Annotated in this window: 25 protein-coding genes; 22 read left to right on the plus strand and 3 right to left on the minus strand. The window is 68.6% G+C overall.

Going from position 1 to position 23,903, the window contains the following annotated elements:
* Positions 1-74: 74 nt before the first annotated feature.
* The 8 genes from AC4BAR_RS08660 to AC4BAR_RS08695 all read left to right on the plus strand — a co-directional run bounded on the left by AC4BAR_RS08660 (position 75) and on the right by AC4BAR_RS08695 (position 7,986).
* Positions 75-1,115, plus strand: coding sequence for a histidine kinase (locus tag AC4BAR_RS08660; RefSeq protein ID WP_490627450.1), 1,041 nt, complete (start codon positions 75-77; stop codon positions 1,113-1,115).
* Positions 1,112-1,861: a LytR/AlgR family response regulator transcription factor gene (locus AC4BAR_RS08665; RefSeq protein ID WP_490627451.1), complete on the plus strand. Its 750-nt coding sequence runs from the start codon at positions 1,112-1,114 to the stop codon at positions 1,859-1,861. Before AC4BAR_RS08660 ends, AC4BAR_RS08665 begins: the two co-directional genes overlap by 4 nt.
* 69 nt (positions 1,862-1,930) lie before the next feature.
* Entirely contained in the window at positions 1,931-2,857 is a 927-nt protein-coding gene (gene hemC, locus AC4BAR_RS08670) for a hydroxymethylbilane synthase (protein WP_490627452.1), read from the plus strand.
* 21 nt (positions 2,858-2,878) lie between these two features.
* Positions 2,879-3,688: a uroporphyrinogen-III synthase gene (locus AC4BAR_RS08675; RefSeq protein WP_490627453.1), complete on the plus strand. Its 810-nt coding sequence runs from the start codon at positions 2,879-2,881 to the stop codon at positions 3,686-3,688.
* Entirely contained in the window at positions 3,685-4,740 is a 1,056-nt protein-coding gene (locus tag AC4BAR_RS08680; protein WP_490627454.1) for a uroporphyrinogen-III C-methyltransferase, read from the plus strand. The genes AC4BAR_RS08675 and AC4BAR_RS08680 overlap by 4 nt, the downstream gene beginning before the upstream one ends.
* Positions 4,741-4,749: 9 nt before the next feature.
* The gene (locus tag AC4BAR_RS08685) at positions 4,750-6,027 is read left to right on the plus strand and encodes a heme biosynthesis protein HemY (RefSeq protein ID WP_490627455.1); all 1,278 of its coding nucleotides are present in this window, start codon (positions 4,750-4,752) and stop codon (positions 6,025-6,027) included.
* Between the two features lie 29 nt (positions 6,028-6,056).
* A complete protein-coding gene (locus tag AC4BAR_RS08690; protein WP_490627456.1) occupies positions 6,057-7,061 on the plus strand; it encodes a GGDEF domain-containing protein in 1,005 nt (334 codons plus the stop codon).
* Positions 7,062-7,140: 79 nt separating this feature from the next.
* Positions 7,141-7,986 (plus strand): DUF4198 domain-containing protein, encoded by an 846-nt coding sequence (locus tag AC4BAR_RS08695; protein ID WP_490627457.1) that lies wholly within the window; start codon positions 7,141-7,143, stop codon positions 7,984-7,986.
* Between the two features lie 83 nt (positions 7,987-8,069).
* On the opposite strand, the gene AC4BAR_RS08700 is transcribed toward AC4BAR_RS08695, so the two are convergent.
* Positions 8,070-11,138 carry an Rne/Rng family ribonuclease gene (locus tag AC4BAR_RS08700; protein ID WP_490627458.1) on the minus strand — a complete coding sequence of 1,023 codons (3,069 nt, stop codon included), beginning with the start codon at positions 11,136-11,138 and terminating at the stop codon, positions 8,070-8,072.
* Between the two features lie 577 nt (positions 11,139-11,715).
* On the opposite strand from AC4BAR_RS08700, the gene AC4BAR_RS08705 reads away from it, so the two are divergent.
* From AC4BAR_RS08705 to AC4BAR_RS08720, 4 genes are read left to right on the plus strand one after another with little or no spacing between them, the layout of a single operon-like run.
* Complete coding sequence (locus AC4BAR_RS08705) at positions 11,716-12,735, plus strand: RluA family pseudouridine synthase (protein WP_490627459.1); 1,020 nt, start codon at positions 11,716-11,718, stop codon at positions 12,733-12,735.
* 24 nt (positions 12,736-12,759) lie between these two features.
* Positions 12,760-13,425, plus strand: a complete 666-nt coding sequence (locus AC4BAR_RS08710) for an HAD family hydrolase (RefSeq protein WP_490627460.1) — start codon at positions 12,760-12,762, stop codon at positions 13,423-13,425.
* A gap of 20 nt (positions 13,426-13,445) precedes the next feature.
* A complete protein-coding gene (locus AC4BAR_RS08715; RefSeq protein WP_490627461.1) occupies positions 13,446-13,814 on the plus strand; it encodes a Rieske (2Fe-2S) protein in 369 nt (122 codons plus the stop codon).
* 1 nt (position 13,815) lies between these two features.
* On the plus strand, positions 13,816-14,808 hold the full coding sequence (locus tag AC4BAR_RS08720; protein ID WP_490627462.1) for a S49 family peptidase: 993 nt from the start codon (positions 13,816-13,818) through the stop codon (positions 14,806-14,808).
* Between the two features lie 10 nt (positions 14,809-14,818).
* On the opposite strand, the gene AC4BAR_RS08725 is transcribed toward AC4BAR_RS08720, so the two are convergent.
* Positions 14,819-15,595 (minus strand): SAM-dependent methyltransferase, encoded by a 777-nt coding sequence (locus AC4BAR_RS08725; RefSeq protein ID WP_490627463.1) that lies wholly within the window; start codon positions 15,593-15,595, stop codon positions 14,819-14,821.
* Positions 15,592-16,206, minus strand: coding sequence for a Maf family nucleotide pyrophosphatase (locus AC4BAR_RS08730; RefSeq protein WP_490627464.1), 615 nt, complete (start codon positions 16,204-16,206; stop codon positions 15,592-15,594). The genes AC4BAR_RS08725 and AC4BAR_RS08730 overlap by 4 nt, the downstream gene beginning before the upstream one ends.
* Positions 16,207-16,231: 25 nt before the next feature.
* Between AC4BAR_RS08730 and AC4BAR_RS08735 the strand changes: the two genes are divergently transcribed.
* The 10 genes from AC4BAR_RS08735 (at position 16,232) to rpoE (ending at position 23,844) form a co-directional block, all read left to right on the plus strand.
* On the plus strand, positions 16,232-16,786 hold the full coding sequence (locus tag AC4BAR_RS08735) for a YceD family protein (RefSeq protein WP_490627465.1): 555 nt from the start codon (positions 16,232-16,234) through the stop codon (positions 16,784-16,786).
* A 97-nt stretch (positions 16,787-16,883) separates the two neighbouring features.
* Positions 16,884-17,066 carry a 50S ribosomal protein L32 gene (gene rpmF, locus AC4BAR_RS08740; RefSeq protein ID WP_019575026.1) on the plus strand — a complete coding sequence of 61 codons (183 nt, stop codon included), beginning with the start codon at positions 16,884-16,886 and terminating at the stop codon, positions 17,064-17,066.
* Positions 17,067-17,157: 91 nt separating this feature from the next.
* Positions 17,158-18,228, plus strand: a complete 1,071-nt coding sequence (plsX, locus tag AC4BAR_RS08745; RefSeq protein WP_490627466.1) for a phosphate acyltransferase PlsX — start codon at positions 17,158-17,160, stop codon at positions 18,226-18,228.
* Positions 18,229-18,231: 3 nt separating this feature from the next.
* Positions 18,232-19,209: a beta-ketoacyl-ACP synthase III gene (locus AC4BAR_RS08750; protein WP_490627467.1), complete on the plus strand. Its 978-nt coding sequence runs from the start codon at positions 18,232-18,234 to the stop codon at positions 19,207-19,209.
* A gap of 63 nt (positions 19,210-19,272) precedes the next feature.
* Positions 19,273-20,223: an ACP S-malonyltransferase gene (fabD, locus tag AC4BAR_RS08755; RefSeq protein WP_490627468.1), complete on the plus strand. Its 951-nt coding sequence runs from the start codon at positions 19,273-19,275 to the stop codon at positions 20,221-20,223.
* Complete coding sequence (gene fabG, locus AC4BAR_RS08760) at positions 20,220-20,969, plus strand: 3-oxoacyl-ACP reductase FabG (RefSeq protein WP_490627469.1); 750 nt, start codon at positions 20,220-20,222, stop codon at positions 20,967-20,969. Before fabD ends, fabG begins: the two co-directional genes overlap by 4 nt.
* A gap of 106 nt (positions 20,970-21,075) precedes the next feature.
* Complete coding sequence (gene acpP, locus AC4BAR_RS08765) at positions 21,076-21,318, plus strand: acyl carrier protein (protein WP_490627470.1); 243 nt, start codon at positions 21,076-21,078, stop codon at positions 21,316-21,318.
* A 129-nt stretch (positions 21,319-21,447) separates the two neighbouring features.
* On the plus strand, positions 21,448-22,695 hold the full coding sequence (gene fabF, locus AC4BAR_RS08770) for a beta-ketoacyl-ACP synthase II (RefSeq protein ID WP_490627471.1): 1,248 nt from the start codon (positions 21,448-21,450) through the stop codon (positions 22,693-22,695).
* 35 nt (positions 22,696-22,730) lie between these two features.
* Entirely contained in the window at positions 22,731-23,180 is a 450-nt protein-coding gene (locus AC4BAR_RS08775; RefSeq protein WP_490627472.1) for a hypothetical protein, read from the plus strand.
* Positions 23,181-23,193: 13 nt separating this feature from the next.
* Complete coding sequence (gene rpoE, locus AC4BAR_RS08780; protein ID WP_490627473.1) at positions 23,194-23,844, plus strand: RNA polymerase sigma factor RpoE; 651 nt, start codon at positions 23,194-23,196, stop codon at positions 23,842-23,844.
* Positions 23,845-23,903 lie beyond the last annotated feature (59 nt).

The raw sequence follows: 23,903 nt of genomic DNA on the forward strand, positions 1-23,903 counted from the left end.
GAACGCCGGGTTGGGCAGGCCGGCCTTGCGGCGGCGGCAGGAATGCCAATAATCGGGGCACATTCCCCATTGGCATGCAGAACACCTCAATTTTATCGGCCTTCGCCGACCCGCCCGCCGGCGCCCCTGCCACCGAGCCGGTGTTGGTGTTCGACGCCTGCCACGCCGGGGTGGTGTTGCGGGCCGTGCTGTACGTGGAAGCGGTGGTGGCGGTGGGCGCGATGTTTGGCGCGGTCAGCGCGATGGACTGGCTGGGCCGGCTGGCCCTGCTGACCGGCGGCGCCTTGCCCGCCACGCTGAGCTGGTTGATCGTGGCCTGCAGCCTGCGGCGGGTCTTGGGCCGTTGGCCCTGGCGCTGGCAGTTTGTTGCCGGTACCACGCTGGGCGCCTTGGCCGGTTTGCAAGCCTGTGCCTTGCTGGCCCTGGTCGGCTGGCCGGGCGGTACCGAGGCCAGCCCCTGGCTGGCCAGCGCGGCCACCGGGGTCTTGCTGGCCCATGGCCTGGTGACGGCGCTGGTCTGGCGGGCCCGCAGCCAGATGCCGGCCACCACCACCGCCCGGCTGGCCGAGTTGCAGGCCCGCATCCGGCCGCACTTTCTGTTCAACGCGCTGAACAGCGCCATCGCCCTGGTGCGGGCCGAGCCGGCCCGCGCCGAGGCCTTGCTGGAAGACCTGAGTGATTTGTTTCGCAGCGCCTTGGCCGAGCAGCACCAGACCGTGACCCTGGCCGACGAGATCGCGCTGGCCGAGCGCTACCTGGCCATCGAGCAGGTGCGGTTTGGCAAGCGCCTGCAGGTCAGCTGGTCGCTGGACCCGGCGGCCAACGGCGCCCGGCTGCCGCCGCTGCTGCTGCAGCCGCTGGTGGAGAACGCCGTCAAACACGGCGTCGAGCCCAGTGTCAGCGGCGCCAAACTGAAGATCAGCACCCAGCGGCGAGGCCAGCGGGTGGTGGTCAAGGTCAGCAACACCGTGCCGGCGGGCCAGGGGCCGGCCGGCCAGGGCCTGGCGCTGGCCAACCTGCGCGACCGGCTGAACCTGCTGCACGATGTGGAAGGCCAGTTCCAGACCGGATTGAAAAATGGCGTCTACCGCGCCCGCATCGAGGTGCCCGCATGAACCCTGTCCCCACCCTGCGTGTGTTGCTGGTCGACGACGAGCCGCTGGCTCGGTCACGGTTGCGCACCGTGCTGGGCGATGTCGCCGCGCCGCGCGTGGAAGTGGTGGCCGAGGCGGCCGACGTGGGCGAGGCGGTGAAGGCGCTGAGCGCCCACCCGGTGGACCTGGTGCTGCTCGACATCCAGATGCCCGGCCTTGACGGCATGGCCTGGGCCCAGCAACTCGCCGACCGGCCGCTGCCGGTGGCGGTGGTGTTCGTCACCGCCCATGCCGGCCATGCGCTGCAGGCCTTCGAGGTGGAGGCGCTGGACTACCTGACCAAGCCGGTGCGGCTGGAACGCCTGCAGCTGTGCCTGCAGAAAGCCGAGCGCAAGATCACCCAGATGCGCCGGGCCCAGGCCGAGGCGGCCCGGGTGCTGGTGGTGCAGGACCGGGGCCGCACCCAGCGCGTGCCGCTGATCGAGGTGCTCTACCTGAAGGCCGAGTTGAAGTACGTGACGGCGCGCACCGCCGCCCGCGAGCATGTGCTGGACCAGTCGCTGCACGAACTGGAACAGCGTTTCGGCGACCATTTCATGCGCATCCACCGCAACACCCTGGTGGCCCGCCACGCGGTGCGGGCGCTGGAAAAACACCATGACTCGGAAGAGGGCGACGGCTGGGCGGTGCGCCTGGACGGCCTGACCGAGCACCTGCCGGTGTCGCGCCGACAGCTGGCGGCGGTGCGCGAGGCGCTGGCCCACTGAGCGCTCGACCACCCGGTGTCCGGGCAAAAACGGCGTGCTAGCATCGCCCGACAACAGCCGAGACCCGCCGTGACTTCTGAGCGCACCCCCCCCGCCAAACCCATTGTGATTGCCACCCGCGAGAGCCGGTTGGCGCTTTGGCAGGCCGAGCATGTGAAGGCCTTGCTGGAACAGGCCGGCCACCGCGTGTCGCTGCTGGGCATGACCACCAAGGGCGACCAGATCCTCGACCGCTCGCTGAGCAAGGTCGGTGGCAAGGGCTTGTTCGTCAAGGAACTCGAGGTGGCGCTGGAAGAGGGCCGGGCCGACATCGCGGTGCATTCGCTGAAAGACGTGCCCATGGACCTGCCCGAGGGCTTCAGCCTGGCCTGCGTGATGGAACGCGAGAACCCGCGCGACGCCTGGGTCTCCAGCCGCTACGCCTCGCTCGATGCGCTGCCACCCGGTGCGGTGGTGGGCACCTCCAGCCTGCGCCGGGTGGTGCTGCTGCGCGCGCTGCGGCCCGATCTGAAGATCGAGCCGCTGCGCGGCAACCTCGACACCCGGCTGCGCAAACTTGACGAAGGCCAGTTCGACGCCATCGTGCTGGCCGCGGCCGGCCTGATGCGGCTGGGCCTGGCCGACCGCATCCGCACCGTGTTCGAGCCCGAGCAGATGCTGCCCGCAGCCGGCCAGGGTGCCCTGGGCATCGAGGTGCGCAGCGACCGCAGCGACCTGGTCGACGCGCTGCGGCCTTTCGCCCACCCGCCCACCTGGCTGGCGGTGTCGGCCGAACGCGCGGTGAGCCGGGCCATGGGGGGCAGTTGCTCCATGCCGCTGGCCGCCTTTGCCCAATGGCAGGGCGACCAGCTGCAGCTGCGCGCTGCCTGGGGTGACCCGGAAGGCTCGGCCACGCTGCTGCGGTCGCAGATTTCGGGTGCGCCCAGCGACAACGCGGCCGCGGCCTTGCTGGGTGAGCAGGTCGCCGCCCAGCTGCGGGCCCAGGGCGCGCGCTGAGTGGGCGCTGAAACGCCGCCCGTGCGCGTCATCGTCACCCGCCCACAAGGCGATGCGGGCCCCTGGGTGGCGGGCCTGACGCGGCCGGGCTGGGTGGTGGCGTCCTTGCCGCTGATTGCCATTGCCGGGCCCTCGCGTCCCGAGGCCCAGGCGGCCCTGGCGGCCTGCTGGTCGGGCTTGGGCCCCCATCCCCAGTACGCGGTGCTGATGTTTGTCAGCGGCAATGCCGTGAACCATTTTTTCGAGGCCCGGCCGGCCGGCCTGGTGCTGGACTGGGCCGCCCCCGGTGCACCGCGCTGCTGGGCGCCGGGCCCCGGCACGGCCGAGGCCTTGCGCCGCGCCGGTGTGCCTGACCAGGCCATCGTGGCCCCTGACCCGCAGGCCGGCCAGTTCGATTCCGAGGCCTTGTGGCAGGTGGCCCAGCCCACGGTACTGCCGGGGCAGCACGCGTTGATCGTGCGCGGCAGCGACGCCGAGGGCCGCAGCGCTGGGCGCGACTGGCTGGCCCAGCAGCTGCAGGCGGCCGGCGCGGAGGTCACCCTGGTCGCGGTCTACGAGCGCAGGCCACCGGTCTTCAGCGCCGCCCAGCGCGCGCTGGCCCAGGCGGCGGCCCATGACGGCTCGGTCTGGCTGTTCAGCAGCTCCGAGGCGGTGGCCAACCTGGTGGCGGCCATGGCCGCCGAGCCGCCGGCACCCGACTGGGCGCAGGCCCGCGCCGTGGCCACCCACCCGCGGATTGCCGATGCCGCGCGGGCGGCCGGCTTCGGTGTTGTTTGCATGTCACGTCCCAACCTGAGCGCGGTGGCCGCCTCGATAGAATCGATCGCATGAGTGCAACGCCCCCTGACGATGGCCTGGCCGGCGGGACACCGTCCACCACCGCCGCCCCGGGACACCCTGTTCCCCGCGCCTCGCGCTGGCTGGTCTGGGGCCTGGCCGGGCTGGCGCTGCTGGCTTTGTTGAGTTCGGTGCTGCTGTGGCAAAAGCTCGCTGGCATCCAGGAAGAACTGGCCCGGCGCAGCCTGGACAGTGGCAGCCAGGCCATGGAAGCCCGTGCACTGGCCAAGGGCGCGCAAGACCTGGCCCGCGAAACCGCCGCCAAGCTGGCGGTGTCCGAAGCCCGTCTCAGCGAGGTGGCCTTGCAGCGAAGCCAGCTCGAAGAGCTGATGCAAAGCCTGTCACGCTCCCGCGACGAAAACCTGGTGGTCGACATCGAGTCGGCCATCCGTCTGGCGCAACAGCAGGCCCAGGTCACTGGCAGCGTCGAGCCGCTGATGCTGGCTCTGAAAACCGCCGACCAGCGCATCGCCCGTGCCGCCCAGCCCCGGCTGACGCCGCTGCAGCGGGCGGTGGCGCGTGACCTCGACCGCATCAAGGCCGCCACCGTGACCGATTTGCCGGGCCTGCTGATCAAGCTCGACGAATTGACCCGGCTGGTCGACGAGTTGCCGCTGGCCAACGCGGTGGCCACCCCGGCCGCGGCCCAGGGTGCCAAGGGCGGCGCGGCCTCGGCCACCGATGCCTGGTGGGAGCGTGCCCTGCATGTGGTCGGCAGCGAGTTGCGGGCGCTGGTGCGGGTCAGCCGCATCGAGCAGCCCGAGGCGGTGTTGCTGTCGCCCGACCAGGGCTTTTTCCTGCGCGAAAACCTCAAGCTCAAATTGCTCAACGCCCGCCTGGGTCTGCTGGCCCGCCAGGGTGACGCCACCCAGCAAGACCTGACGGCCGTGGCCGCCACGCTGCGCAAGTTCGCCGATGCCGGCGCGCGCAAGACCCAGACCACACTGGCGCTGCTGGCCCAGGTCCAGGCCCAGGCCAAGAACACCGCGCTGCCGCGGGTCGACGACACGCTGTCGGCCCTGGCCACCGCGGCCGCGGGCCGGTGAGGGGCGGCCATGCGTGCGGCCCTTTGGTTTCTGGCGCTGTTCGGCATTGCCGCGGCGGTGGCTTTGTTCGCTGGCAACAACCAGAGCACCGTCACGGTGTTCTGGCCGCCCTGGCGCATCGACCTGTCGCTGAACCTGGTGCTGCTGGGCCTGATGGGCGCCTTTGTGCTGCTGTATGCGGCGTCGCGCGCGCTGGCCGCGCTGTTTGACCTGCCACGCCAGGCCCGCCGCTGGCGCACCCAGCAAAAAGAGCGGGCCATGCACGCCGCCCTGCTCGACAGCCTGTCGCACCTGCTGGCCGGCCGTTTCATCCGGGCCAGCAAGCTGTCGCAGGCCGCGCTGGAGCAGGCCAGTGCACTGAAGCAAGCCGTGCCCGGCGGCCCCAACACCGCCCAGGTCCAGGCCCTGGCCCACCTGCTGGCGGCCGAATGCGCGCAGTCGCTGCAAGACCCCACCGGCCGCGACCAGCACCTGCAACTGGCGCTGGACGCCAGCGGCTACCGCGCCGGCCAAGAAACCCGCGAGGCCGCCACCTTGTCGGCCGCCCGCTGGGCCCTGGTGCAGCGCGACGCCCCGGCCGCGCTGGACTGGCTGGACCGCCTGCCCCAAGGCGCGCAGCGCCGCACCCTGGCACTGCGTCTCAAGCTCAAAGCCGCCCGCTTGGCCCGGCGCAGCCAGCCGGCGCTGGAAACGGCGCGGCTGCTGGCCAAGCACCGGGCCTTTTCCGCCGAGGCCGCCCAGAGCATCATCCGCGGGCTGGCCATCGACCTGCTGAGCGGCGCCCATGACCAGACCCAGCTGCGCGCCGCCTGGGACAGCCTGGAAGCGGGCGAGCGGCTGCTGCCCGACGTGGCTTTCCACGCGGTGCAACGCCTGCTGGCGCTGGACGGTGACGCCGCCCAGGCCCGCCAGTGGCTGCTGCCGGTGTGGGAGCGCATGACCGAGCAGGCCGACGCCCTGAGCGAGGCCCAGCGGCTGAAGCTGATCCGTGTGCTGGAGGCCGGTTTTGCCGCTTCCGGGACCGGTCTGGACGGCGCCTGGCTGGCCCGCATCGAGTCGGCCGTGCAGCGCAACCCACGCGACCCGGCGCTGCAGTACCTGGCCGGCAAAGCCTGTTTGCAGCAGCAGCTGTGGGGCAAAGCCCAGCAGCTGCTGAGCCAGGCCGTCGGCCGGCTCGAGGACCCGGCGCTGCAGCGCAGCGCCTGGCGGGCCCTGGCCCAGCTGGCCGAGCAGCGCGGCGATTCGACCGCCGCCAACGAGGCGTACCGGCGCGCCGCCAGCGCTTGAGTTTGCGGTGCCGCAGCCGATAAGGCTGCATGAGCCCGCTGAACAGCCACCTTTCCCGACTGGGCGCCCAGCCCAACCCGACGGCCCTGGACGCCGCCCTGGTGGAGGCGCTGGCCGACCTGCTGGCCCCCTGTTCGGTGGTGTTGTATGGTGTCACCGGCGAGCCGGACGACCGGCGCTGGTTCGAGCGGGCCCGCACCGCCGGCCCCGGCGCAGCGGCGGTGCCGGCTCCGCTGTGGTTGGACCTCGACCGCCTGCCGCCGCTGGCCAGTGCACCCGAGCGCCTGGCCTGCTTGACCAGCGGCGACAGCGTCAGTGGCCTGCCCGACGACGACGACGCCAGCCCGGCCACCCACAAGGCCTGGTTGCCGTTGCTGGGAGACGAACAGGCGCCGGCCGTGGTGGAGCTCAGCGCCCCGCTGGCCTTGCCCTTTGCCGCCCCCCAGCTGTTTGACCGCCTGCAGCGGGTGTACCGCCAGGCCCACAGCGCGCTCGACGCCGGTCTGCGCGACAGCCTGACCGGCCTGCTCAACCGCCAGGCCTTTGACGCCAGCTTTGACAGTGCCTTGCGTGGCCTGCCAGCGCCCGTACCGGCCCCGGACCAAGCGCCGGCGGTGGAACGCCGGCAGGGCGGTGAGGCCGACCAGGGCTGGCTGGCCGTGGCCAACCTCGACCAGTTCCGCCGCTTCAACGAGGCCCAGGGGCATCTGGCCGGTGACGATGTGCTGGTGGCCCTGGGTCAGTGCCTGCTGCAGACGCTGCGCTGCCAGGACCGGCTGTTCCGCTTCGGCGGCGGGGCCTTCGTGCTGATGTTGCGCTGTCCCGGCCAGAGCGCGCTGCGGGCGGTGCTGGACCGCTGCCTGGCCAGTGTGGCCGTGCACGGGGCCACGTTGGCGCCGCCGCTCACCACCGCCATTGGCTTCACCGCCTTGCGGCCTGGCGATGCCCCGGGGGCGGCCCTGGCCCGGGCCGAATCGGCGCTGCGCCTGGCCAAAGCCCGGGGCGGCGGCCAGGCCTGCGCCGACACCGAGTGACCCCGGACCACCCATTGGCGAGGGCCAGCGGCTATGCTGGCTGGTGCTTGCCATCGTGGTGGGCGTCCGAGGGGGTTGCATGGTTTTCGCCGTTCCGTTTTTCATCCCAGTTCGCCGATGGGCGCGGGTCGCCGCGCTGGCCAGCCTGTGCGCGGGCGGCATGCCCAGCGCCTGGGCCCACGACACCTGGTTCAGCCGCGAGGGCACCCCGGCCCGGACCCTGAGCCTGGCGCTGAGCACCGGCACCCGCTACCCGCAACGCCAGTTCAACCCCATGGCCAGCAGCCTGCAGCAGGCCGCCTGCCGCGCCGGCGGTCGCCGGCTGGCCTTGTTGCCCAAGGCCGAGGGGGCCGACCACCTGACATTGCAAACCCCGTGGCCGGCGGCCGCCGGCGGCCTGTCGTGCTGGGCCGAGCTGAGGCCCTACAGCGTGGAACTCACGCCAGAGATCGTGGCGGTGTATTTCGCCGAAATCCGGCCCCCCGCGGCGGTGCGCAACGCCTGGGAGGAGATGCGCCAGCGCGGCGTGACCTGGAAAGAGCGTTACACCAAATACGCCCGCATCGACCTGGCGGCGGCCGACCCCCAGCGCCAGGCCCTGGACGCGCTGGCCGGCGATGGCCAGCCCAGCGGCCTGGCGATGGACATCGTGCTGGAGCACCGCCAGCCGCTCAAGCCCCGCAGCGAGCTGAGCTTCCAGGTGCTGCGGCTGGGCAAGCCCTTGCCGCAGTTTCCGGTGGAACTGGTCAGCGACCAGTTGCCCTATGGCCGCTGGACCACCACCGACGACGAGGGCCGGGCCCGCATCACGGTGCCGTTCGCCGGCGGCTGGTTGCTGCGTGGCACCGATCTCTACCCCTCGCCCGACACGCCAGACACCTGGGAAAGCCGCTTTGTGACGCTGGCCTTCGAGGTGCCGCGTTGAGCACCGGCTGAGCCACCACCAACAACAACGGCGCCCGAGGGCGCCGTTGTCACGAGGGGCGGGTCCCGCCCCGGGCTGCAACTTTAAGCGGCAGGGGCCTCGTCGGTCTCGAAGGGCAGGGTCAGGTTGCGCAGGTCGCGCTTGGTTTCCACCAGCACCAGCGGGCCGTCGTCCAGGGTCACTGCCGGCGGGCGCTCGCGGGGTACACGTGCCGGCTTGGGTTCAGCGGCAATCGCCGCCTGCACCGCCGCCACCTTGGCGCTGTCCGAGCCCACCCACTCCAGGCCGGAGCCTTGGGCGATTTGCTGCAACTCGGCCATTGGCAGGGTGAAGCTCACCGCTGCCGCCACCGAGGCTGCCGGGGCAGCGGGTGCCACCGTCACAGGGGCGGGCGCAGGGACCGGTGCTGGCGCGGCTTCGGCCACCACCGCTGCCGCTACCACGGCGGGGGCGGTCTCTGCGGGTGCCACCATGTCTTCCAGCAGCGTGCGGGGGGCGACCGGGGTGCTCACCGCGTCGGCGGCCTGGGCGGCTTCGGTGCTGAACAGCGGCTGGGTGTCGCCTTCGGCCGCGGCAGGGCGATCGCCCCGCTCGACGCGGCCTTCGCCACGTTCGCGGCGGTCACGGCCATAGCGGTCGCGGCTGCGGCGTTCGCGCGGCGCGCCGTCGGCTGGGCCAGCGTCAGCAGACGGGGCCTCGGCGGTGGAGGTGTCGGTCACGCCCTGGGCGTCGGCTTGCGCCGGCTGGCCCTCAGCGGCGTCACGGCGCTCGTTGCGACGGTCGGGGCGCGGAGCGCGCGGCTCAGCATCGGCGGAGGCCTCGGCCGTGCCATTGCCGGCCTCGCCGTCTTGGCGTGGTTCGCCACGCTCACCGCCGTCGCCACGACCGCGGCCACGGCCACCACGTCGGCCTTCGCCACGCGGCGGACGCTCGCTGCGCACTTCCGCGCCCGACTCGTCCACGGTGACGTTGCCTGCTGCCAGTGGCTCGGCCGGTACGGCGGCGCTGTCCAGTGCCAACGGCTTGGCTTCGGCGTCACGCGGACCCCGGCGACCTTCGCCCTGTTCACCGCGTTCGCCACGCTCACCGCCACGGCCACCACGGCGGCCTTCGCCACGTTCGCCGCGCTCGCCACGGCCGCCTTCGGGGCGGTCCTGGCCTTCGGCACGGGGGGCACGCTCGGCGCGCGGGCCACGCTCACCGCCTTCGCCGCGGGGAGGACGGTCACCACGCTCGCTGCGTTCGCCATCGCGGCCACGGCCACGGCCACGGCCGCCCCGTTCGCCGTGGCGCTCACCACGCTCGCCGCGTTCACCACGCGGGGCCTGGCCGTCGCGGCGCACTTCTTCCTTCTTCTCTTCCTTGGCCGGTGCGGCCACCGGGGCGGCGGGGGCGCTGCCACCGAACAGGCCGGTCAACCAGCCGAAGAAGCCGGTCTTGGCAGGCGCCGGTGCGGGGGCGGGGGCAGCCACAGGCTTGGCCGGCTGGCGCGGTGCCGCGGCCACCGGTGCAGCCACTGCCTCGGCGCGGGGCGCGGCCTGCGGGGCCGGCGCATCGGGCAGCACGCCCTTGATCACTGGCTCTTGCTTGTTGCTGCGTTCCTGGCTGCGGCGGGTGACGGTGGTCGGGTCTTCGATCTCGTCGGCCAGCTTGTAGCTGGCGTCGATGTTGTCGAGGCGGGGGTCGTCGTGCTTCAGGCGCTCCAGCTTGTAGTTGGGCGTTTCCAGCGTCTTGTTGGGCACCATCAGCACATTGATGCGCTGCTTGAGCTCGATCTTGGCGATCTCGGAGCGCTTCTCGTTCAGCAGGAACGAGGCCACGTCCACCGGCACCTGGCACAGCACCGAGGCGGTGCTGTCCTTCATGGCCTCTTCCTGGATGATGCGCAGGATTTGCAGCGCCGAGCTTTCGGTGTCGCGGATGTGGCCGGAGCCGCCGCAACGCGGGCAGGGGATGGAGGCGCCTTCGCTGAGCGCCGGCTTGAGGCGCTGGCGGCTCATTTCCATCAGACCAAACTTGGAGATGGTGCCGAACTGCACCCGGGCGCGGTCCTGGCGCAGCGCGTCGCGCAGGCGGTTTTCCACCTCGCGGCGGTTGCGCGACTCTTCCATGTCGATGAAGTCGATGACGATCAGGCCGCCGAGGTCGCGCAGCCGCATCTGGCGTGCCACTTCGTCGGCGGCTTCCAGGTTGGTGCGGGTGGCGGTTTCCTCGATGTCGCCGCCCTTGATGGCGCGGGCCGAGTTGACGTCCACCGAGACCAGGGCTTCGGTGTGGTCGATCACGATGGCGCCGCCGGAGGGCAGGGTCACGGTGCGGGCGTAGGCCGATTCGATCTGGTGCTCGATCTGAAAGCGGCTGAACAGCGGCGCGTCGTCGCGGTAGCGTTTGACGCGGGCCGCATGCTCCGGCATCACGTGGGCCATGAACTGCTGGGCCTGGTCGTAGATGTCGTCGGTGTCGATCAGGATGTCGCCGATGTCGTGGTTGAAGTAATCACGGATCGCGCGGATCACCAGGCTGGATTCCTGGTAAATCAGGAAGGCGCCCTTGGTGCCCTTGGCGGCGCCGTCGATGGCGTTCCACAGCTTGAGCAGGTAGTTCAGGTCCCACTGCAGTTCGGGCGCGGTGCGGCCGATGCCGGCGGTGCGGGCGATGATGGACATGCCGTTGGGGTATTCCAACTGGTCCATGTTTTCTTTGAGCTCGGCCCGGTCTTCACCTTCGATGCGGCGGCTCACGCCACCGCCGCGCGGGTTGTTGGGCATCAGCACCACGTAACGGCCGGCCAGGCTGACGAAGGTGGTCAGGGCCGCGCCCTTGTTGCCACGTTCTTCTTTTTCCACCTGGACCAGCAGCTCGTTGCCTTCCTTGATCACGTCCTGGATGCGGGCCTGGCTGGGCGCGACACCGGGGGCGAAATACTGCTTGGAGATTTCCTTGAACGGCAGGAAGCCGTGGCGGTCTTCGCCGTAGTCGACGAAACAGGCTTCCAGCGAAGGCTCGACGCGGGTGACGACGGCCTTGTAGATGTTGCCTTTGCGCTGTTCGCGCCCTTCGATTTCGATTTCGTAGTCGAGGAGTTTTTGTCCGTCGACAATGGCCAACCGGCGCTCTTCGGGCTGGGTGGCGTTGATCAGCATCCGCTTCATGATGCGTTCCTTTTCGTCAATGCAGGCAAGCGCCGGAGCCGGGTACGGTGACCCGGCGCACAGGGCGCGGCCTCTCGCGTCTTGCGACGTCACATCCCCTGGGGGGACCAACGATGCCGGAGCGAACGCGTTGAAACGAAGGGAATTGCCAGAATCGCCATGGCCAGAGCGCGCATCAACGCGGTGGCCTCAGCTGGGGCACGTGGATGGGTGCGAAAAAAAGCTGTTGTGGCTCTGCGGCAGGAACTGCCGCAAAAAACACCCCACAGCCGGGGGTGGCAGGCACGGGCGTCGTCAACCATCCGGGGGGCAAAAGCCACCGCAGACCGTCAAAGAGCCAAGCTGTCAGCACAAACATTTCGCGTCGATCCGTTCACAAGCCATGCGGCTCGTGAACTCAGGGTATTCCGTCTCGGTGTTTCAATGTGTCGCCTTGGCCCTGACCGGGGAGCGCCACGGCAGGCAACTGGCCTGTCGTCTGTGCGCCCTGGGCAGGGTGGCATCAACCTTCCAGTGGGGTTGCGGGTTGGGTGTGGACTAAACTCCAGACAAATCAACCACTTACAACGCCTCGCTGGTGAAACACATTATAGGGGGCAAGCCGTCGCCCGAGCCACCGGGTGCACCACCCGCTGTCAAGACCCTCACGGTGGACGAGGATTCGGCCGGCCAGCGGCTCGACAACTACCTGATTCGCCAGCTCAAGGGGGTGCCCAAGACCCATGTCTACCGCATCATCCGCAGCGGCGAGGTGCGCATCAACAAGGGCCGGGTGGCGGCCGACACCCGGGTGGCCGTGGGCGACCTGGTGCGGGTGCCGCCAGTGCGGCAGTCGGAACGGGCGGCCGACAAAGAGGCCGAGATGGCCCGCACCGCGCCGCCACGCGAGTTCCCGGTGCTGTGGGAAGACGAGCACCTGCTGGCGCTGCACAAGCCTGCTGGCATGGCGGTGCATGGCGGGAGCGGCGTGAGCTTTGGGGTGATCGAGCAATTGCGCATGGCCCGGCCCCAGGCCAAGTTTCTGGAGCTGGTGCACCGGCTGGACCGCGAAACCTCGGGCATTCTGCTGGTGGCCAAAAAGCGCAGCGCGCTGCTGGCGCTGCAAGACCAGCTGCGCGAACACCAGGGCGACAAGGCCATGGGCAAGACCTATTTGGCACTGGTGCTGGGCGCCTGGCCCGCCAACAAAAAGGTGCTGGACCTGCCGCTGCACAAATACCTGGACGCTGAGGGTGAGCGCCGCGTCAAGGTGGTGGCCAAGGACGACCCGGACGGCCTGCGCTCCATCACCCTGGTCAAGGTGGCGCGGCGTTTTCAGGCCTGCACACTGCTGGAAGTGACCATCAAGACCGGCCGCACCCACCAGATCCGGGTCCATCTGGCCTCGCAAGGCCATGTGATCGCCGGCGACGACAAATACGGCGATTTCGAGGCCAACCGCCGGTTGCAGAAAGCCGGGCCGGCGCCGCTCAAACGCATGTTTCTGCACGCCTGGCGGCTGCATTTCAAACACCCGGCCAGCGGCGAACGCATCGACTTGCAGGCCGAACTGCCCGCCGATCTGGAACAATTCCTCAGCCATGCCGCGCCCGCCTGAGGGCCCGGCCCCTTGCCCCACACCATGACAACACGCCCGCGCCAGTTTGACCTGATCGCCTTCGACTGGGACGGTACGCTGTTCGATTCCACCGCGCTGATCACCCGCAGCATCCAGCGCGCGGTGGCCGACGTGGGTGGCACCGTGCCCAGCGACCACGACGCCTCCTACGTGATCGGCATGGGGCTGATGCAGGCCCTGGCCCATGCGGCGCCCGACGTGCCGGTCGAGCGCTACCCCGAACTGGGTCAGCGCTACCGCCACCATTACACCGCCCAGCAACACGACCTGAGCCTGTTCGACGGCGTGCTGCCCATGCTGGCCGCGCTGAAGGACCGCCAGCACCTGCTGGCCGTGGCCACCGGCAAATCGCGCGCCGGGCTGGACGAGGTGCTGGCCGCGGTGGCGCTGCGCGGCTTGTTCGACAGCTCCCGCACCGCCGACGAAACCGCGGGCAAGCCCCACCCGCGCATGCTGCAGGAGCTGATGGCCGAGCTGGGCGTACCGCCCGAGCGCACCCTGATGGTGGGCGACACCACGCACGACCTGCAACTGGCCCGCAACGCCGGCTGCGCGGCGGTGGGGGTCAGCTACGGCGCCCACCGGCCCGACGGTTTTGCCAGCCTGTCACCGCTGTGGGTGGCGCATTCGGTGGCCGATCTGCACGACTGGCTGCTGCACAACGGCTGACCTTCAACCCGCCCGAGCCCATGGCCAACGAACTTGTCCCGCTGTGCAATGCACGTGACCTGGTCGATTCAGGTCTGGCCGTGCCCTTTGACGTGGTCTACGCCGGCCAGACCTGCCGGGCCTTTGCGGTGCGTTTCCAGGGCCAGGTGCACGCCTACCTGAACCGCTGCAGCCATGTGGCGATGGAGTTGGATTTCCAGCCCAACCGCTTTTTTGACGACACCGGCCAGTGGTTGTTGTGTGCCACCCATGGCGCGGCCTACCAGCCCAACACCGGCCAATGCGCCGGCGGCCCCTGCCGCGGTGGCCTGGTGCGCATTGCCCTCAGCGAAACCGAGGGGGTGGTGTACTGGCATACTGCCTACAACCTACTGCCTGTTGAGTTTTGACATGACCGAACCCACGCTGAACGGACCGCTCGGTTTCGAAAAATCCCCCGCCGGCCCCCCACAGGCCCCGGGCTGGGAGCGCGGCGTGCTGGAGCAGCTGGCCCTGTCCACGCTGGCCGAGCAGAAGTCGGCCCGCCGTTGGCGCACCTTTGTCCGGCTGGCCTGGCTGGTGTTTTTTGTGGCCATGGCCTGGGCGTTGTTCGGCAAGTCGGGCAAGACCGGGGCCGAGAGTTCCACGCCCCACACGGCGGTGGTGTCCATCAAGGGCGAGATCGCTGCGGGCGCTGATGCCAGCGCCGACCTGGTGATCGACGCCCTGCGCGCGGCCTTTGACGACAGCGGCGCCAAGGGGGTGGTGCTGTTGATCAATTCGCCCGGCGGCAGTCCGGTGCAGGCCGGCATGATCAACGACGAGGTGCTGCGGCTCAAAGCCAAACACAAGAAGCCGGTGTACGCGGTGGTGGAAGAGTCCTGCGCTTCGGCGGCCTATTACATCGCGGTGTCGGCCGACCAGATTTACGTCGACAAGGCCAGTATCGTCGGCAGCATTGGCGTGCTGATGGACGGCTTTGGCTTCACCGGCCTGATGGACAAGCTGGGCGTGGAGCGCCGGCTGATGACCGCCGGTGAAAACAAGGGCTTTCTCGACCCCTTCAGCCCGCAGACCGACAAACACCGGGTGTTCGCCCAGTCGCTGCTGAACCAGATCCACAAGCAGTTCATCGACGTGGTCAAGACCGGCCGTGGCGACCGGCTCAAGGAAACCCCGGAAACCTTCACCGGCCTGTTCTGGAGTGGCCAGCAGGCCATCGAGCTGGGCCTGGCCGACCACCTGGGCAGCCTGGACTACGTGGCGCGCGAGGTCATCAAGGCCGAAGACCTGGTCGACTACACCCGCCACGACAACCTGGCCGAGCGGCTGGCCAAACGCTTCGGCGCGGCCATGGGCGAAGGCATGGTCGGTGCGCTGAAGGCGATGCCCGCGCTGCGCTGAGCCAGCGCCATCAGCGTCCGATCGCGAACACCGCCGGCAAGCCGCCAAAATCAAAAGCCTCCGATTCCCGCCAGACCTTGACGGTCTGGCTGCGGGTGCGGGCCTGCGGCAGCGTCAGGCCACAGCTCACCGCCAGCCGGGTGTTGGGGCTCAACACCTCCAACAGGCCTTGCAGCAGCGCGGCGTTGCGGTAGGGCGTCTCGATCACGATCTGCGCCTGGCCACCCCTCAGCGCCAGCGTTTCCAACTGTTTGACAGCCACCGCGCGGGCGGCCGGGTCCTGCGGCAGGTAGCCGGTGAAGGCGAAGTTCTGCCCGTTCAGCCCGCTGGCGGCCAAGGCCAGCAGCAGCGACACCGGACCCACCAGCGGCACCACCGTCAAACCCATGTCGTGCGCGGCCCGCACCACCGAGCTGCCGGGGTCGGCAATTGCCGGCATGCCGGCCTCGCTGACCAGGCCGATGTCGTGGCCCAGCAGCGCCGGCGCCAGCAGCGCCTTGGCGTCGAAGCCAACACCCACCTGGTGGTCGCCTTTCTTGTGCACCGCGTGTGGCAGCTCGACGATCTGCTGGGCCTGCAGCGGCAACGCCAACGGGGCGATGGCATCGACACGCTTCAGGTAGGCGCGGGTGGTCTTGGCGTTTTCGGCGATCCAGTGGGTCAGGCGGGCGGCGGCCTTGAGCGTGGCCAGTGGCAGCACGTCGGTCAGCGGGGCCGGCTCGGCGCAGCCGAAATCCAGCGGGCCGGGCACCAGGAAAAGGCGGCCGCGAGGTGAGGGGGCGGTCATGGGGTGGGCAGCAGGTTCAGCCCGGCTGCACGCAGCAGGGCACAGGTCTTGATCATCGGCAGGCCCACCAGCGCGGTGGCGTCGTCGCTGGCAATGGCGTCCAGCATCACAATGCCCAGGCCCTCGCTTTTGGCGCTGCCGGCGCAGTCGTAAGGCGTTTCGGCGCGCAGGTAGGCTTCGATCTCGGCATCGTCGTAAGCGCGGAAACGCACTTCCACCGGCACCAATTCCACCGCCTCAAAACCGCTGTCCTGGCAAACCACCGCCACTGCGGTCTGAAACACCACGGTCTGGCCGCGCATGGCGCGCAGCTGGGCGGTGGCGCGTTCGTGGCTGCCGGGTTTGCCCAACGGCTGGCCGTTCAGGTCGGCCACCTGGTCGGAGCCGATCACCACCGCCGCAGGGTGTTGGGCCGCCACCGCCCTGGCCTTGGCCAGGGCCAGCCGCACGGCCAGGGCGGCCGGTGCTTCGCCAGGCAAAGGGGTTTCGTCGACATCAGGGGCCACCACGGCGAACGGCAGCCGCAACCGGGACAACAGTTCGTGGCGGTAGCGCGAGGTGGAGCCCAGCACCAGGGGGCGCTGAACGGGCAGGGGGGCGGGAGGCGTCATGCAGGGATTCTCTTACACTGCCGGCATGAGCAAGACCTTTCAGCCCGGTGCCCTGCAGGTGCGGGCCTTCGCCCAGGCCGGGGCCACGCTGTCGGCCACCGATCCGCTGGCCCGCTACCCCCGTTTGAGTGAAGACGCCCAGTCCACCGACGCCGAATTCACCGTGTCCTGGACCGCCACCGGCGAAAGCCGGCCGCAAACCGGCGGAGACGACGAGGTCTGGCTGCATTTGCAAGGCCAGGCCAGCGTGCCCTTGACCTGTCAGCGCTGCCTGGGCCCGGTGGCGGTGCCGCTGGCCTTTGACCGCTGGTTCCGTTTCGTCGCCGACGAGGCCACGGCAGAGTCATTGGACGACGAGGTCGAGGAAGACCTGCTGGCGCTGAGCGCCGACTTTGACCTGCTGGCGCTGGTGGAAGACGAGCTGTTGATGGAGCTGCCCATCGTGCCCACCCACGAGGTTTGCCCTGTCGAACTGCCCCACCTGGGGACGGGCGACGCCGCCGATGAGGCGGAGGAGGGCGGTGGGAAACCCAACCCCTTCGCCGTGTTGGCCAAGCTGCGTACTGGCAAATTGAATTAAATCAAGACCTTAGGCTATAATCTGAGGCTTCGTGCGATGGGGGCTTGTGCCGTTCGTTGCGCTTTTCACCCACCCCACATTTACCCAGGAGCGGATCATGGCCGTCCAGCAAAACAAAAAGTCCCCTTCCAAGCGCGGCATGCACCGTTCGCACAACGCACTGAACGTGCCCGGCATCGCTGTGGAACCCACGACCGGCGAAATCCACCTGCGCCACCACATCAGCCCCAACGGCTTTTACCGTGGCCGTCAGGTGCTGAAGAACAAGTCCGAAGCCTGAGCGTCTCGCACATGCAAGGCCCGAGCTGCCCCGCGCAGCGTCGGGCCTTTGTTTTGATGCCCGCCTTCTTTTTCGACTGCGTCAAGCGCCCATGATCACCCTGGCTGTGGATTGCATGGGTGGCGACCATGGGCCGGCGGTCACGCTGCCCGCCTGCCGGCAGTTTCTCGACGCCCACCCCGATGCCATGCTGCTGTTGGTGGGTCTGCCTGCCAGCCTGAGCGGCTTCCAACACCCCCGCGCCCGCGCCGTGCCTGCCACCGAGGTGGTCAGCATGGACGATCCGGTCGAGGTGGCTTTGCGCCGCAAAAAAGACTCGTCGATGCGGGTTGCCATCCAGCAGGTCAAGGGTGGCGAGGCCTTGGCGGCCGTATCTGCTGGCAATACGGGTGCTTTGATGGCCATTGCGCGCTATCTTCTGAAAACCGTCGAAGGCATCGATCGCCCCGCCATTGCCACCCAGATGCCCAATGCTCGCGGTGGCGCCACCACGGTGCTGGACTTGGGTGCCAACGTGGATTGCACCGCCGAGCATTTGCTGCAGTTCGCGGTGATGGGTTCGGCCCTGGTGTCGGTGCTGAAAAATGACGAGCAACCCACCGTGGGCTTGCTGAACATCGGCGAAGAAGTCATTAAAGGTGGTGAAACCATCAAAAAAGCCGGCGAATTGCTGCGATCTGCCGCCAACCATGGTGACCTGAACTTTGTTGGCAACGTCGAAGGCAATGACATCTTCAAGGGCACAGCCGACATCGTTGTGTGTGACGGTTTTGTCGGCAACGTGGCCTTGAAGGCCAGCGAAGGTCTGGCATCGATGATCAGCGATTTCCTCAAGGCGGAGTTTTCGCGCAACATCTTCACCAAGATTGCCGCCATTTGCGCTTATCCAGTGCTTCTGGCGTTCAAGCGTCGGGTGGATCACCGGCGTTACAACGGGGCGGCGCTGTTGGGCCTGCGCGGGCTGGTGTTCAAGAGCCATGGTTCGGCCGACGCCTTCGCCTTCGAGCAGGCCCTGAACCGCGCGTATGATGCCGCCAGAAACAACCTGCTGGAACGCGTCCAGGCCCGCATTGCGCGGGCTGCGCCTTTGCTGGCCCCGGTCGACGCCCTGGTGGTGCCGGTGCTTCCGCCAGCCGCCGCCTTGGTCGCACCCACCCACTGAGACATGACGCTTTATTCCCGCATCACTGGCACCGGCAGTTATTTGCCTCCCCGTCGGCTGAGCAACGCCGACCTGGTGGCCGAACTGGCCACCCAGGGCGTGGAAAGCTCGGACGACTGGATCGTTGAGCGCACCGGCATCCGGGCCCGCCACTTTGCCGCCCCCGAGGTCTGCAGCAGCGACCTTGGTACCGAGGCCGCCCGCCAGGCGCTGGCTTCGGCCGGTGTGGTCGCACAAGACATTGACCTGATCATCGTCGCCACCTCCACCCCCGACATGGTGTTCCCGTCGGTGGCCTGCATGGTGCAGCACAAACTGGGCATCGCCGGTTGCCCGGCCTTTGATGTGCAGGCGGTGTGCAGCGGTTTTGTTTATGCGCTGACGGTGGCCGACGCGATGATCAAGGCCGGCAGCGCCACCAAAGCGTTGGTGATCGGCGCCGAGGTGTTCTCGCGCATTCTCGACTTCACCGATCGCACCACCTGTGTGTTGTTTGGCGACGGCGCCGGCGCGGTGGTGCTGGAAGCCTCTGACACCCCCGGCATCCTGGCCACCGATCTGCATGCCGACGGCAAGCATGTGGGCATTCTGTGTGTGCCTGGCCATGTGTCGGGTGGCAAGGTCACCGGCGACCCGGTGCTCAAGATGGATGGCCAGGCGGTGTTCAAGCTGGCCGTGGGTGTGCTGGAAGACGCCGCCCGGGCCACGCTGGCCAAGGCCCGACTGACCGACGCCGACATCGACTGGCTGATTCCCCACCAGGCCAACATCCGCATCATGCAGAGCACGGCCAAGAAGCTCAAGCTGCCGCTGGACAAGCTCATCGTCACGGTGGACCAGCATGGCAACACTTCGGCCGCGTCCATTCCGCTGGCGTTGGACACCGCGGTGCGCAGCGGCAAGATCCAAAAGGGCGACACCCTGATGCTGGAAGGCGTGGGCGGTGGCTTCACCTGGGGCGCGGTGCTCCTGACGCTGTAGCGCGAGCGCCAGAAAAGACGCTGTTTAGCGCCTGATTTGATCTGACATTCATCCCGACACGCCATGACATCCTTTGCAATCGTATTTCCGGGCCAGGGCTCCCAATCCGTGGGCATGCTGGACGCCTGGGGCGACCACCCCGCGGTGCGTGACACCTTGCGTGAAGCCTCTGACGCGCTGGGCGAAGACATCGCCGCCTTGATTCAACAAGGCCCCAAGGAAGCGCTGGCCCTGACCACCAACACCCAGCCGGTGATGCTGGTGGCCGGCATTGCCGCCTACCGCGCCTGGCGGGCCGAGGGCGGCCCAGTCCCGGCGGCTGTGGCTGGTCATTCGCTGGGCGAGTACACCGCGCTGGTGGCCTCCGGCGTGCTGAGCCTGGCCGATGCGGTGCCGCTGGTGCGTTTCCGCGCCCAGGCCATGCAGGACGCGGTGCCGGTGGGCACCGGCGCGATGGCCGCCATTCTGGGCCTGGATTCGGCCAAGGTCAGCGCGCTCTGCGCCGAGGTCACGGCCGGGTTTGGTGCTGGCAGCGCCGAGGTGGTGGAAGCGGTGAATTTCAACGACCCGGCGCAGACGGTGATTGCCGGCAGCAAGGCCGCGGTGGACAAGGCCTGCGAAGTGCTGAAGGCCGGTGGCGCCAAGCGCGCGCTGCCGCTGCCGGTGTCGGCCCCGTTCCATTCCAGCCTGATGAAGCCTGCCGCCGACCGGCTGCGCGAGCGCCTGGCCGGCGTGGCCCTGGCGGCACCGCAAATCCCGTTGGTGAACAACATCGACGTGGCGGTGGAAACCGACGCCGAGCGCATCCGTGACGCGCTGGTGCGCCAGGCGTTTGGCCCGGTGCGCTGGGTGGAATGTGTGCTGGCACTCAAGGCCCGTGGCCTGGGCACCTTGGTGGAATGCGGCCCCGGCAAGGTGCTGGCCAGCCTGAGCAAACGCGTCGACGCAGAATTGACCGGCCTGGCGGTGTACGACCCCGCCACCCTGGCCGAGGCGAAAGGACAACTGGCATGAGCGAACCCACATTGGCGGGTCAGGTGGCCCTGGTCACCGGCGCCTCGCGCGGCATTGGCGCCGCCATTGCCCATGAACTGGCCGTCCGCGGCCTGAAGGTGGTGGGCACCGCCACCACCGACGACGGTGCGGCCAAGATCAGCGCCGCCTTGGCGGCCTTTCCCGGCTGCCGCGGAGCAACGCTCGACGTCAACGATGGCGCGGCCGCCGATGCGCTGGTGGAGGCCATCGTCAAGGAACATGGTGGCCTGCAGGTGTTGGTCAACAACGCCGGCATCACCCGCGACATGCTGGCCATGCGCCTGAAGGACGACGACTGGGACGCGGTGCTCGACACCAACCTGAAGGCGGTGTTCCGCCTCAGCCGGGCCGTCATCCGACCCATGATGAAGCAGCGCCACGGCCGCATCATCAGCATCACCAGCGTGGTGGGCGCCTCCGGCAACGCCGGCCAGGCCAACTACGCCGCCGCCAAGGCCGGTGTGGCCGGCATGACCCGGGCCCTGGCCCGCGAGCTGGGCTCGCGCAATATCACGGTCAACTGTGTGGCGCCTGGCTTCATCGAGACCGACATGACCGCCAGCCTGCCCGAAGCACAGCAGCAGGCGCTGCTGGCCCAGATTCCGCTGGGCCACCTGGGCAAACCGCAGGACATTGCCCATGCGGTGGCCTACCTGGCGTCGCCGCAGGCCGGCTACATCACCGGCCAGGAACTGCACGTCAACGGCGGCATGTTCATGGCCTGACAGCCTCTTTCTCCTGCCGCATCGTCCGTGCGGCCAGCCAGTTTTAGGGACCGGTCCCTAGGGCGGCTAAAATCACGGACTGTTTTCACAACCCTCCGAGGGAACCATGAGCGATATCGAATCACGTGTCAAAAAAATCATTGCCGAGCAGCTCGGCGTGGAAGAGTCCCAAGTCACCAATGAAAAGGCCTTCGTGGCCGATCTGGGTGCCGACTCGCTGGACACGGTGGAACTGGTGATGGCGCTCGAAGACGAATTCGGCATCGAAATTCCCGACGAAGACGCCGAGAAGATCACCACGGTGCAAAACGCCATCGACTACGCCAACACCCACCACAAGGCGGCCTGAGCGTTCGGGGGCCCTGCCGGCTGGCCGACGGGTTGCGGCGCGGCGGCGGGTCCCATGCCCCGGGCTTGATGTCCGTGGGCGCCCCGGAAGGCCTGGCCTTCCAGCTTTCAGCTTTTCTACAAGACATCTATGTCCCGTCGTCGCGTTGTCGTCACTGGTTTGGGGTGCATCAGTCCCGTGGGCAACACGGTGGCCGAGGCCTGGGCCAACCTGCTGGCCGGCCAGTCTGGCATTGGCCTGATCACCAAGTTTGATGCCGCCAACTTCGCCTGCAAAATTGCCGGCGAGGTGAAGAACTTCCCTCTGGAAACCTACATCGGGTCCAAGGAAGCGCGGACGATGGACACCTTCATCCATTACGGCATTGCCGCCGCAGCGCAAGCCGTGGCCGACGCCGGTTTGCCCACCGGCGCAGCCCTGGGTGAAGACGCCGCCACCCGCATCGGCTGCGTGATCGGCTCCGGCATCGGCGGCCTGCCGATGATCGAAGACACCCACAGCGAACTGGTGAACCGCGGCCCGCGCCGCATCTCGCCGTTCTTTGTGCCAGCCTCCATCACCAACATGATCGCCGGCCATGTGTCGATGCGTTTTGGCTTCAAGGGCCCGAACATCGCCATCGTCACCGCCTGCACCACCGGCCTGCACTGCATCGGTGAGGCCGGCCGCATGATCGAGTACGGCGACGCCGACGTCATCGTCGCCGGCGGTGCCGAATCCACCGTGTCGCCACTGGGCATTGGCGGGTTTGCCGCGATGCGCGCGCTGTCCACCCGCAACGACGACCCCACCACCGCCTCCCGCCCCTGGGACAAGGACCGCGACGGCTTTGTGCTGGGCGAGGGCGCCGGCTGCATGGTGCTGGAAGAGTACGAACACGCCAAGGCCCGTGGCGCCAAAATTTACGCCGAACTGGCGGGTTTTGGCATGAGCGCCGACGCTGGCCACATGACCGCCCCCAACATGGACGGCCCGCGCCGCGCCATGTTGAATGCGCTGCGCAACGCCGGCCTGAACACCGACCAGGTGGACTACCTGAACGCCCACGGCACCTCCACGCCGTTGGGTGACATCAACGAGAGCAACGCCATCAAGGCGGCGCTGGGCGACCATGCCAAAAAGATCGTGGTCAACTCCACCAAGTCCATGACCGGCCATTTGCTGGGCGGAGCCGGTGGCATCGAGAGCGTGTTCACCGTGCTGGCGCTGCACCACCAGAAAAGCCCGCCCACGATCAACATCTTCAACCAGGACCCCGAGTGCGACCTGGACTACTGCGCCAACACCGCACGCGACCTGAAGATCGATGTGGCGGTGAAAAACAACTTCGGCTTCGGCGGAACCAACGGCACGCTGGTCTTCAAGCGCTTCGCCTGACCCCCTCTCAGGGCCAGCCATTTCCCTGAACCCCCATGCACCACGCCCCATCGGTCCTGTATCCGGTGGGGCGTTCGCGTTTTCTGGGCGGCCTGGTGCTGGGCCTGTGGGGGCTGGGCTTGGTATCCACGGCTGGTTATGCCTGGACCGTGGGGGCGTTCTGGCAGACGCTGGCCATGGCCGCCACGGTGGCCTTGTGCGGGGGCCTGGCTTGGCGCTGGTGGCACAGCCTGCCGGGCGGCCTGCTGCAGTTCGAGGCCGGGCATTGGCAGTGGCTGCCCGACGCCACCGGTCACACCGAGCCGCTTTCAATGCTCACGCTGCACCTGGACGGCCAGGCCGGGTTGCTGTTGTGTGGCCGCCGACCCGGCCGGCCGGCGCTGTGGCTGTGGGCCGAACGCGCCACCGACCCCTTGCGCTGGGACGACCTGCGCCGTGCGGTATATTCGCGCGCCAGCGTGCCGGCTCCGGCCCCGCGGCCCTGACCCGCTGCCGCCCATGACCGACCCCACCGCCGACCCCGCTCCCGCGCCTCTTCCGCCGCCCGCGCCCGACAGCGACGCCACGCTGGTGGCACGCGCCAACGGCGGCGACCAGCGGGCCTTCGAGTTGCTGGTCATCAAATACCAGCGCCGCATCGAGCGCCTGATCGGCCGCATGGTGCGCGACGCCGAACTGGTGGAAGACATCGCCCAGGAGACCTTCATCCGGGCCTACCGGGCGCTGCACCAGTTCCGTGGCGACGCCCAGTTCTACACCTGGCTGTACCGGATTGCCGTCAACACCGCCAAGAAGGCGCTGGTGGATTTGCGCCGCGATCCGCTGGTTTTTGAGAGCGCTGCCAAATCTGTCGGTGACGACGATGAAACTTACCGCCCTGAACGCGAACTAACCACCACCGAGACGCCGGAGGCCTTGCTGGCCAGCCGCGAAATCGCCGAGGCGGTGAACGCAGCCATGGAGGCCTTGCCGGACGACCTGCGTCAGGCGGTGACGCTGCGGGAAATAGAAGGCCTCAGTTATGACGAGATTTCCGAGGTGATGGGCTGCCCCATCGGCACGGTGCGGTCGCGGATTTTCCGGGCCCGCGAGGCGATTTCTGCCAAGGTTCGACCGATGCTGGACAGCCAGACGGGCAAACGCTGGTGAGGGCAGGGCCATGGAAGCAACAGGCACAACACAGGCAAACGACTTTGGACAAGGCGGTG

It is taken from the genome of Rhodoferax sp. SPJ4 (assembly GCF_058216275.1).

Excerpts from the sequence above, each read along its gene's own strand:
- AC4BAR_RS08660 (WP_490627450.1), top strand. The coding sequence starts at position 75 with ATGCAGAACACCTCAATTTTATCGGCCTTCGCCGACCCGCCCGCCGGC.
- AC4BAR_RS08665 (WP_490627451.1), top strand. The coding sequence starts at position 1,112 with ATGAACCCTGTCCCCACCCTGCGTGTGTTGCTGGTCGACGACGAGCCG.
- AC4BAR_RS08680 (WP_490627454.1), top strand. The coding sequence starts at position 3,685 with ATGAGTGCAACGCCCCCTGACGATGGCCTGGCCGGCGGGACACCGTCC.
- AC4BAR_RS08685 (WP_490627455.1), top strand. The coding sequence starts at position 4,750 with ATGCGTGCGGCCCTTTGGTTTCTGGCGCTGTTCGGCATTGCCGCGGCG.
- AC4BAR_RS08690 (WP_490627456.1), top strand. The coding sequence starts at position 6,057 with ATGAGCCCGCTGAACAGCCACCTTTCCCGACTGGGCGCCCAGCCCAAC.
- AC4BAR_RS08695 (WP_490627457.1), top strand. The coding sequence starts at position 7,141 with ATGGTTTTCGCCGTTCCGTTTTTCATCCCAGTTCGCCGATGGGCGCGG.
- AC4BAR_RS08700 (WP_490627458.1), bottom strand. The coding sequence starts at position 11,138 with ATGAAGCGGATGCTGATCAACGCCACCCAGCCCGAAGAGCGCCGGTTG.
- AC4BAR_RS08710 (WP_490627460.1), top strand. The coding sequence starts at position 12,760 with ATGACAACACGCCCGCGCCAGTTTGACCTGATCGCCTTCGACTGGGAC.
- AC4BAR_RS08715 (WP_490627461.1), top strand. The coding sequence starts at position 13,446 with ATGGCCAACGAACTTGTCCCGCTGTGCAATGCACGTGACCTGGTCGAT.
- AC4BAR_RS08720 (WP_490627462.1), top strand. The coding sequence starts at position 13,816 with ATGACCGAACCCACGCTGAACGGACCGCTCGGTTTCGAAAAATCCCCC.
- AC4BAR_RS08725 (WP_490627463.1), bottom strand. The coding sequence starts at position 15,595 with ATGACCGCCCCCTCACCTCGCGGCCGCCTTTTCCTGGTGCCCGGCCCG.
- AC4BAR_RS08730 (WP_490627464.1), bottom strand. The coding sequence starts at position 16,206 with ATGACGCCTCCCGCCCCCCTGCCCGTTCAGCGCCCCCTGGTGCTGGGC.
- AC4BAR_RS08735 (WP_490627465.1), top strand. The coding sequence starts at position 16,232 with ATGAGCAAGACCTTTCAGCCCGGTGCCCTGCAGGTGCGGGCCTTCGCC.
- rpmF (WP_019575026.1), top strand. The coding sequence starts at position 16,884 with ATGGCCGTCCAGCAAAACAAAAAGTCCCCTTCCAAGCGCGGCATGCAC.
- plsX (WP_490627466.1), top strand. The coding sequence starts at position 17,158 with ATGATCACCCTGGCTGTGGATTGCATGGGTGGCGACCATGGGCCGGCG.
- AC4BAR_RS08750 (WP_490627467.1), top strand. The coding sequence starts at position 18,232 with ATGACGCTTTATTCCCGCATCACTGGCACCGGCAGTTATTTGCCTCCC.
- fabD (WP_490627468.1), top strand. The coding sequence starts at position 19,273 with ATGACATCCTTTGCAATCGTATTTCCGGGCCAGGGCTCCCAATCCGTG.
- fabG (WP_490627469.1), top strand. The coding sequence starts at position 20,220 with ATGAGCGAACCCACATTGGCGGGTCAGGTGGCCCTGGTCACCGGCGCC.
- acpP (WP_490627470.1), top strand. The coding sequence starts at position 21,076 with ATGAGCGATATCGAATCACGTGTCAAAAAAATCATTGCCGAGCAGCTC.
- fabF (WP_490627471.1), top strand. The coding sequence starts at position 21,448 with ATGTCCCGTCGTCGCGTTGTCGTCACTGGTTTGGGGTGCATCAGTCCC.
- AC4BAR_RS08775 (WP_490627472.1), top strand. The coding sequence starts at position 22,731 with ATGCACCACGCCCCATCGGTCCTGTATCCGGTGGGGCGTTCGCGTTTT.
- rpoE (WP_490627473.1), top strand. The coding sequence starts at position 23,194 with ATGACCGACCCCACCGCCGACCCCGCTCCCGCGCCTCTTCCGCCGCCC.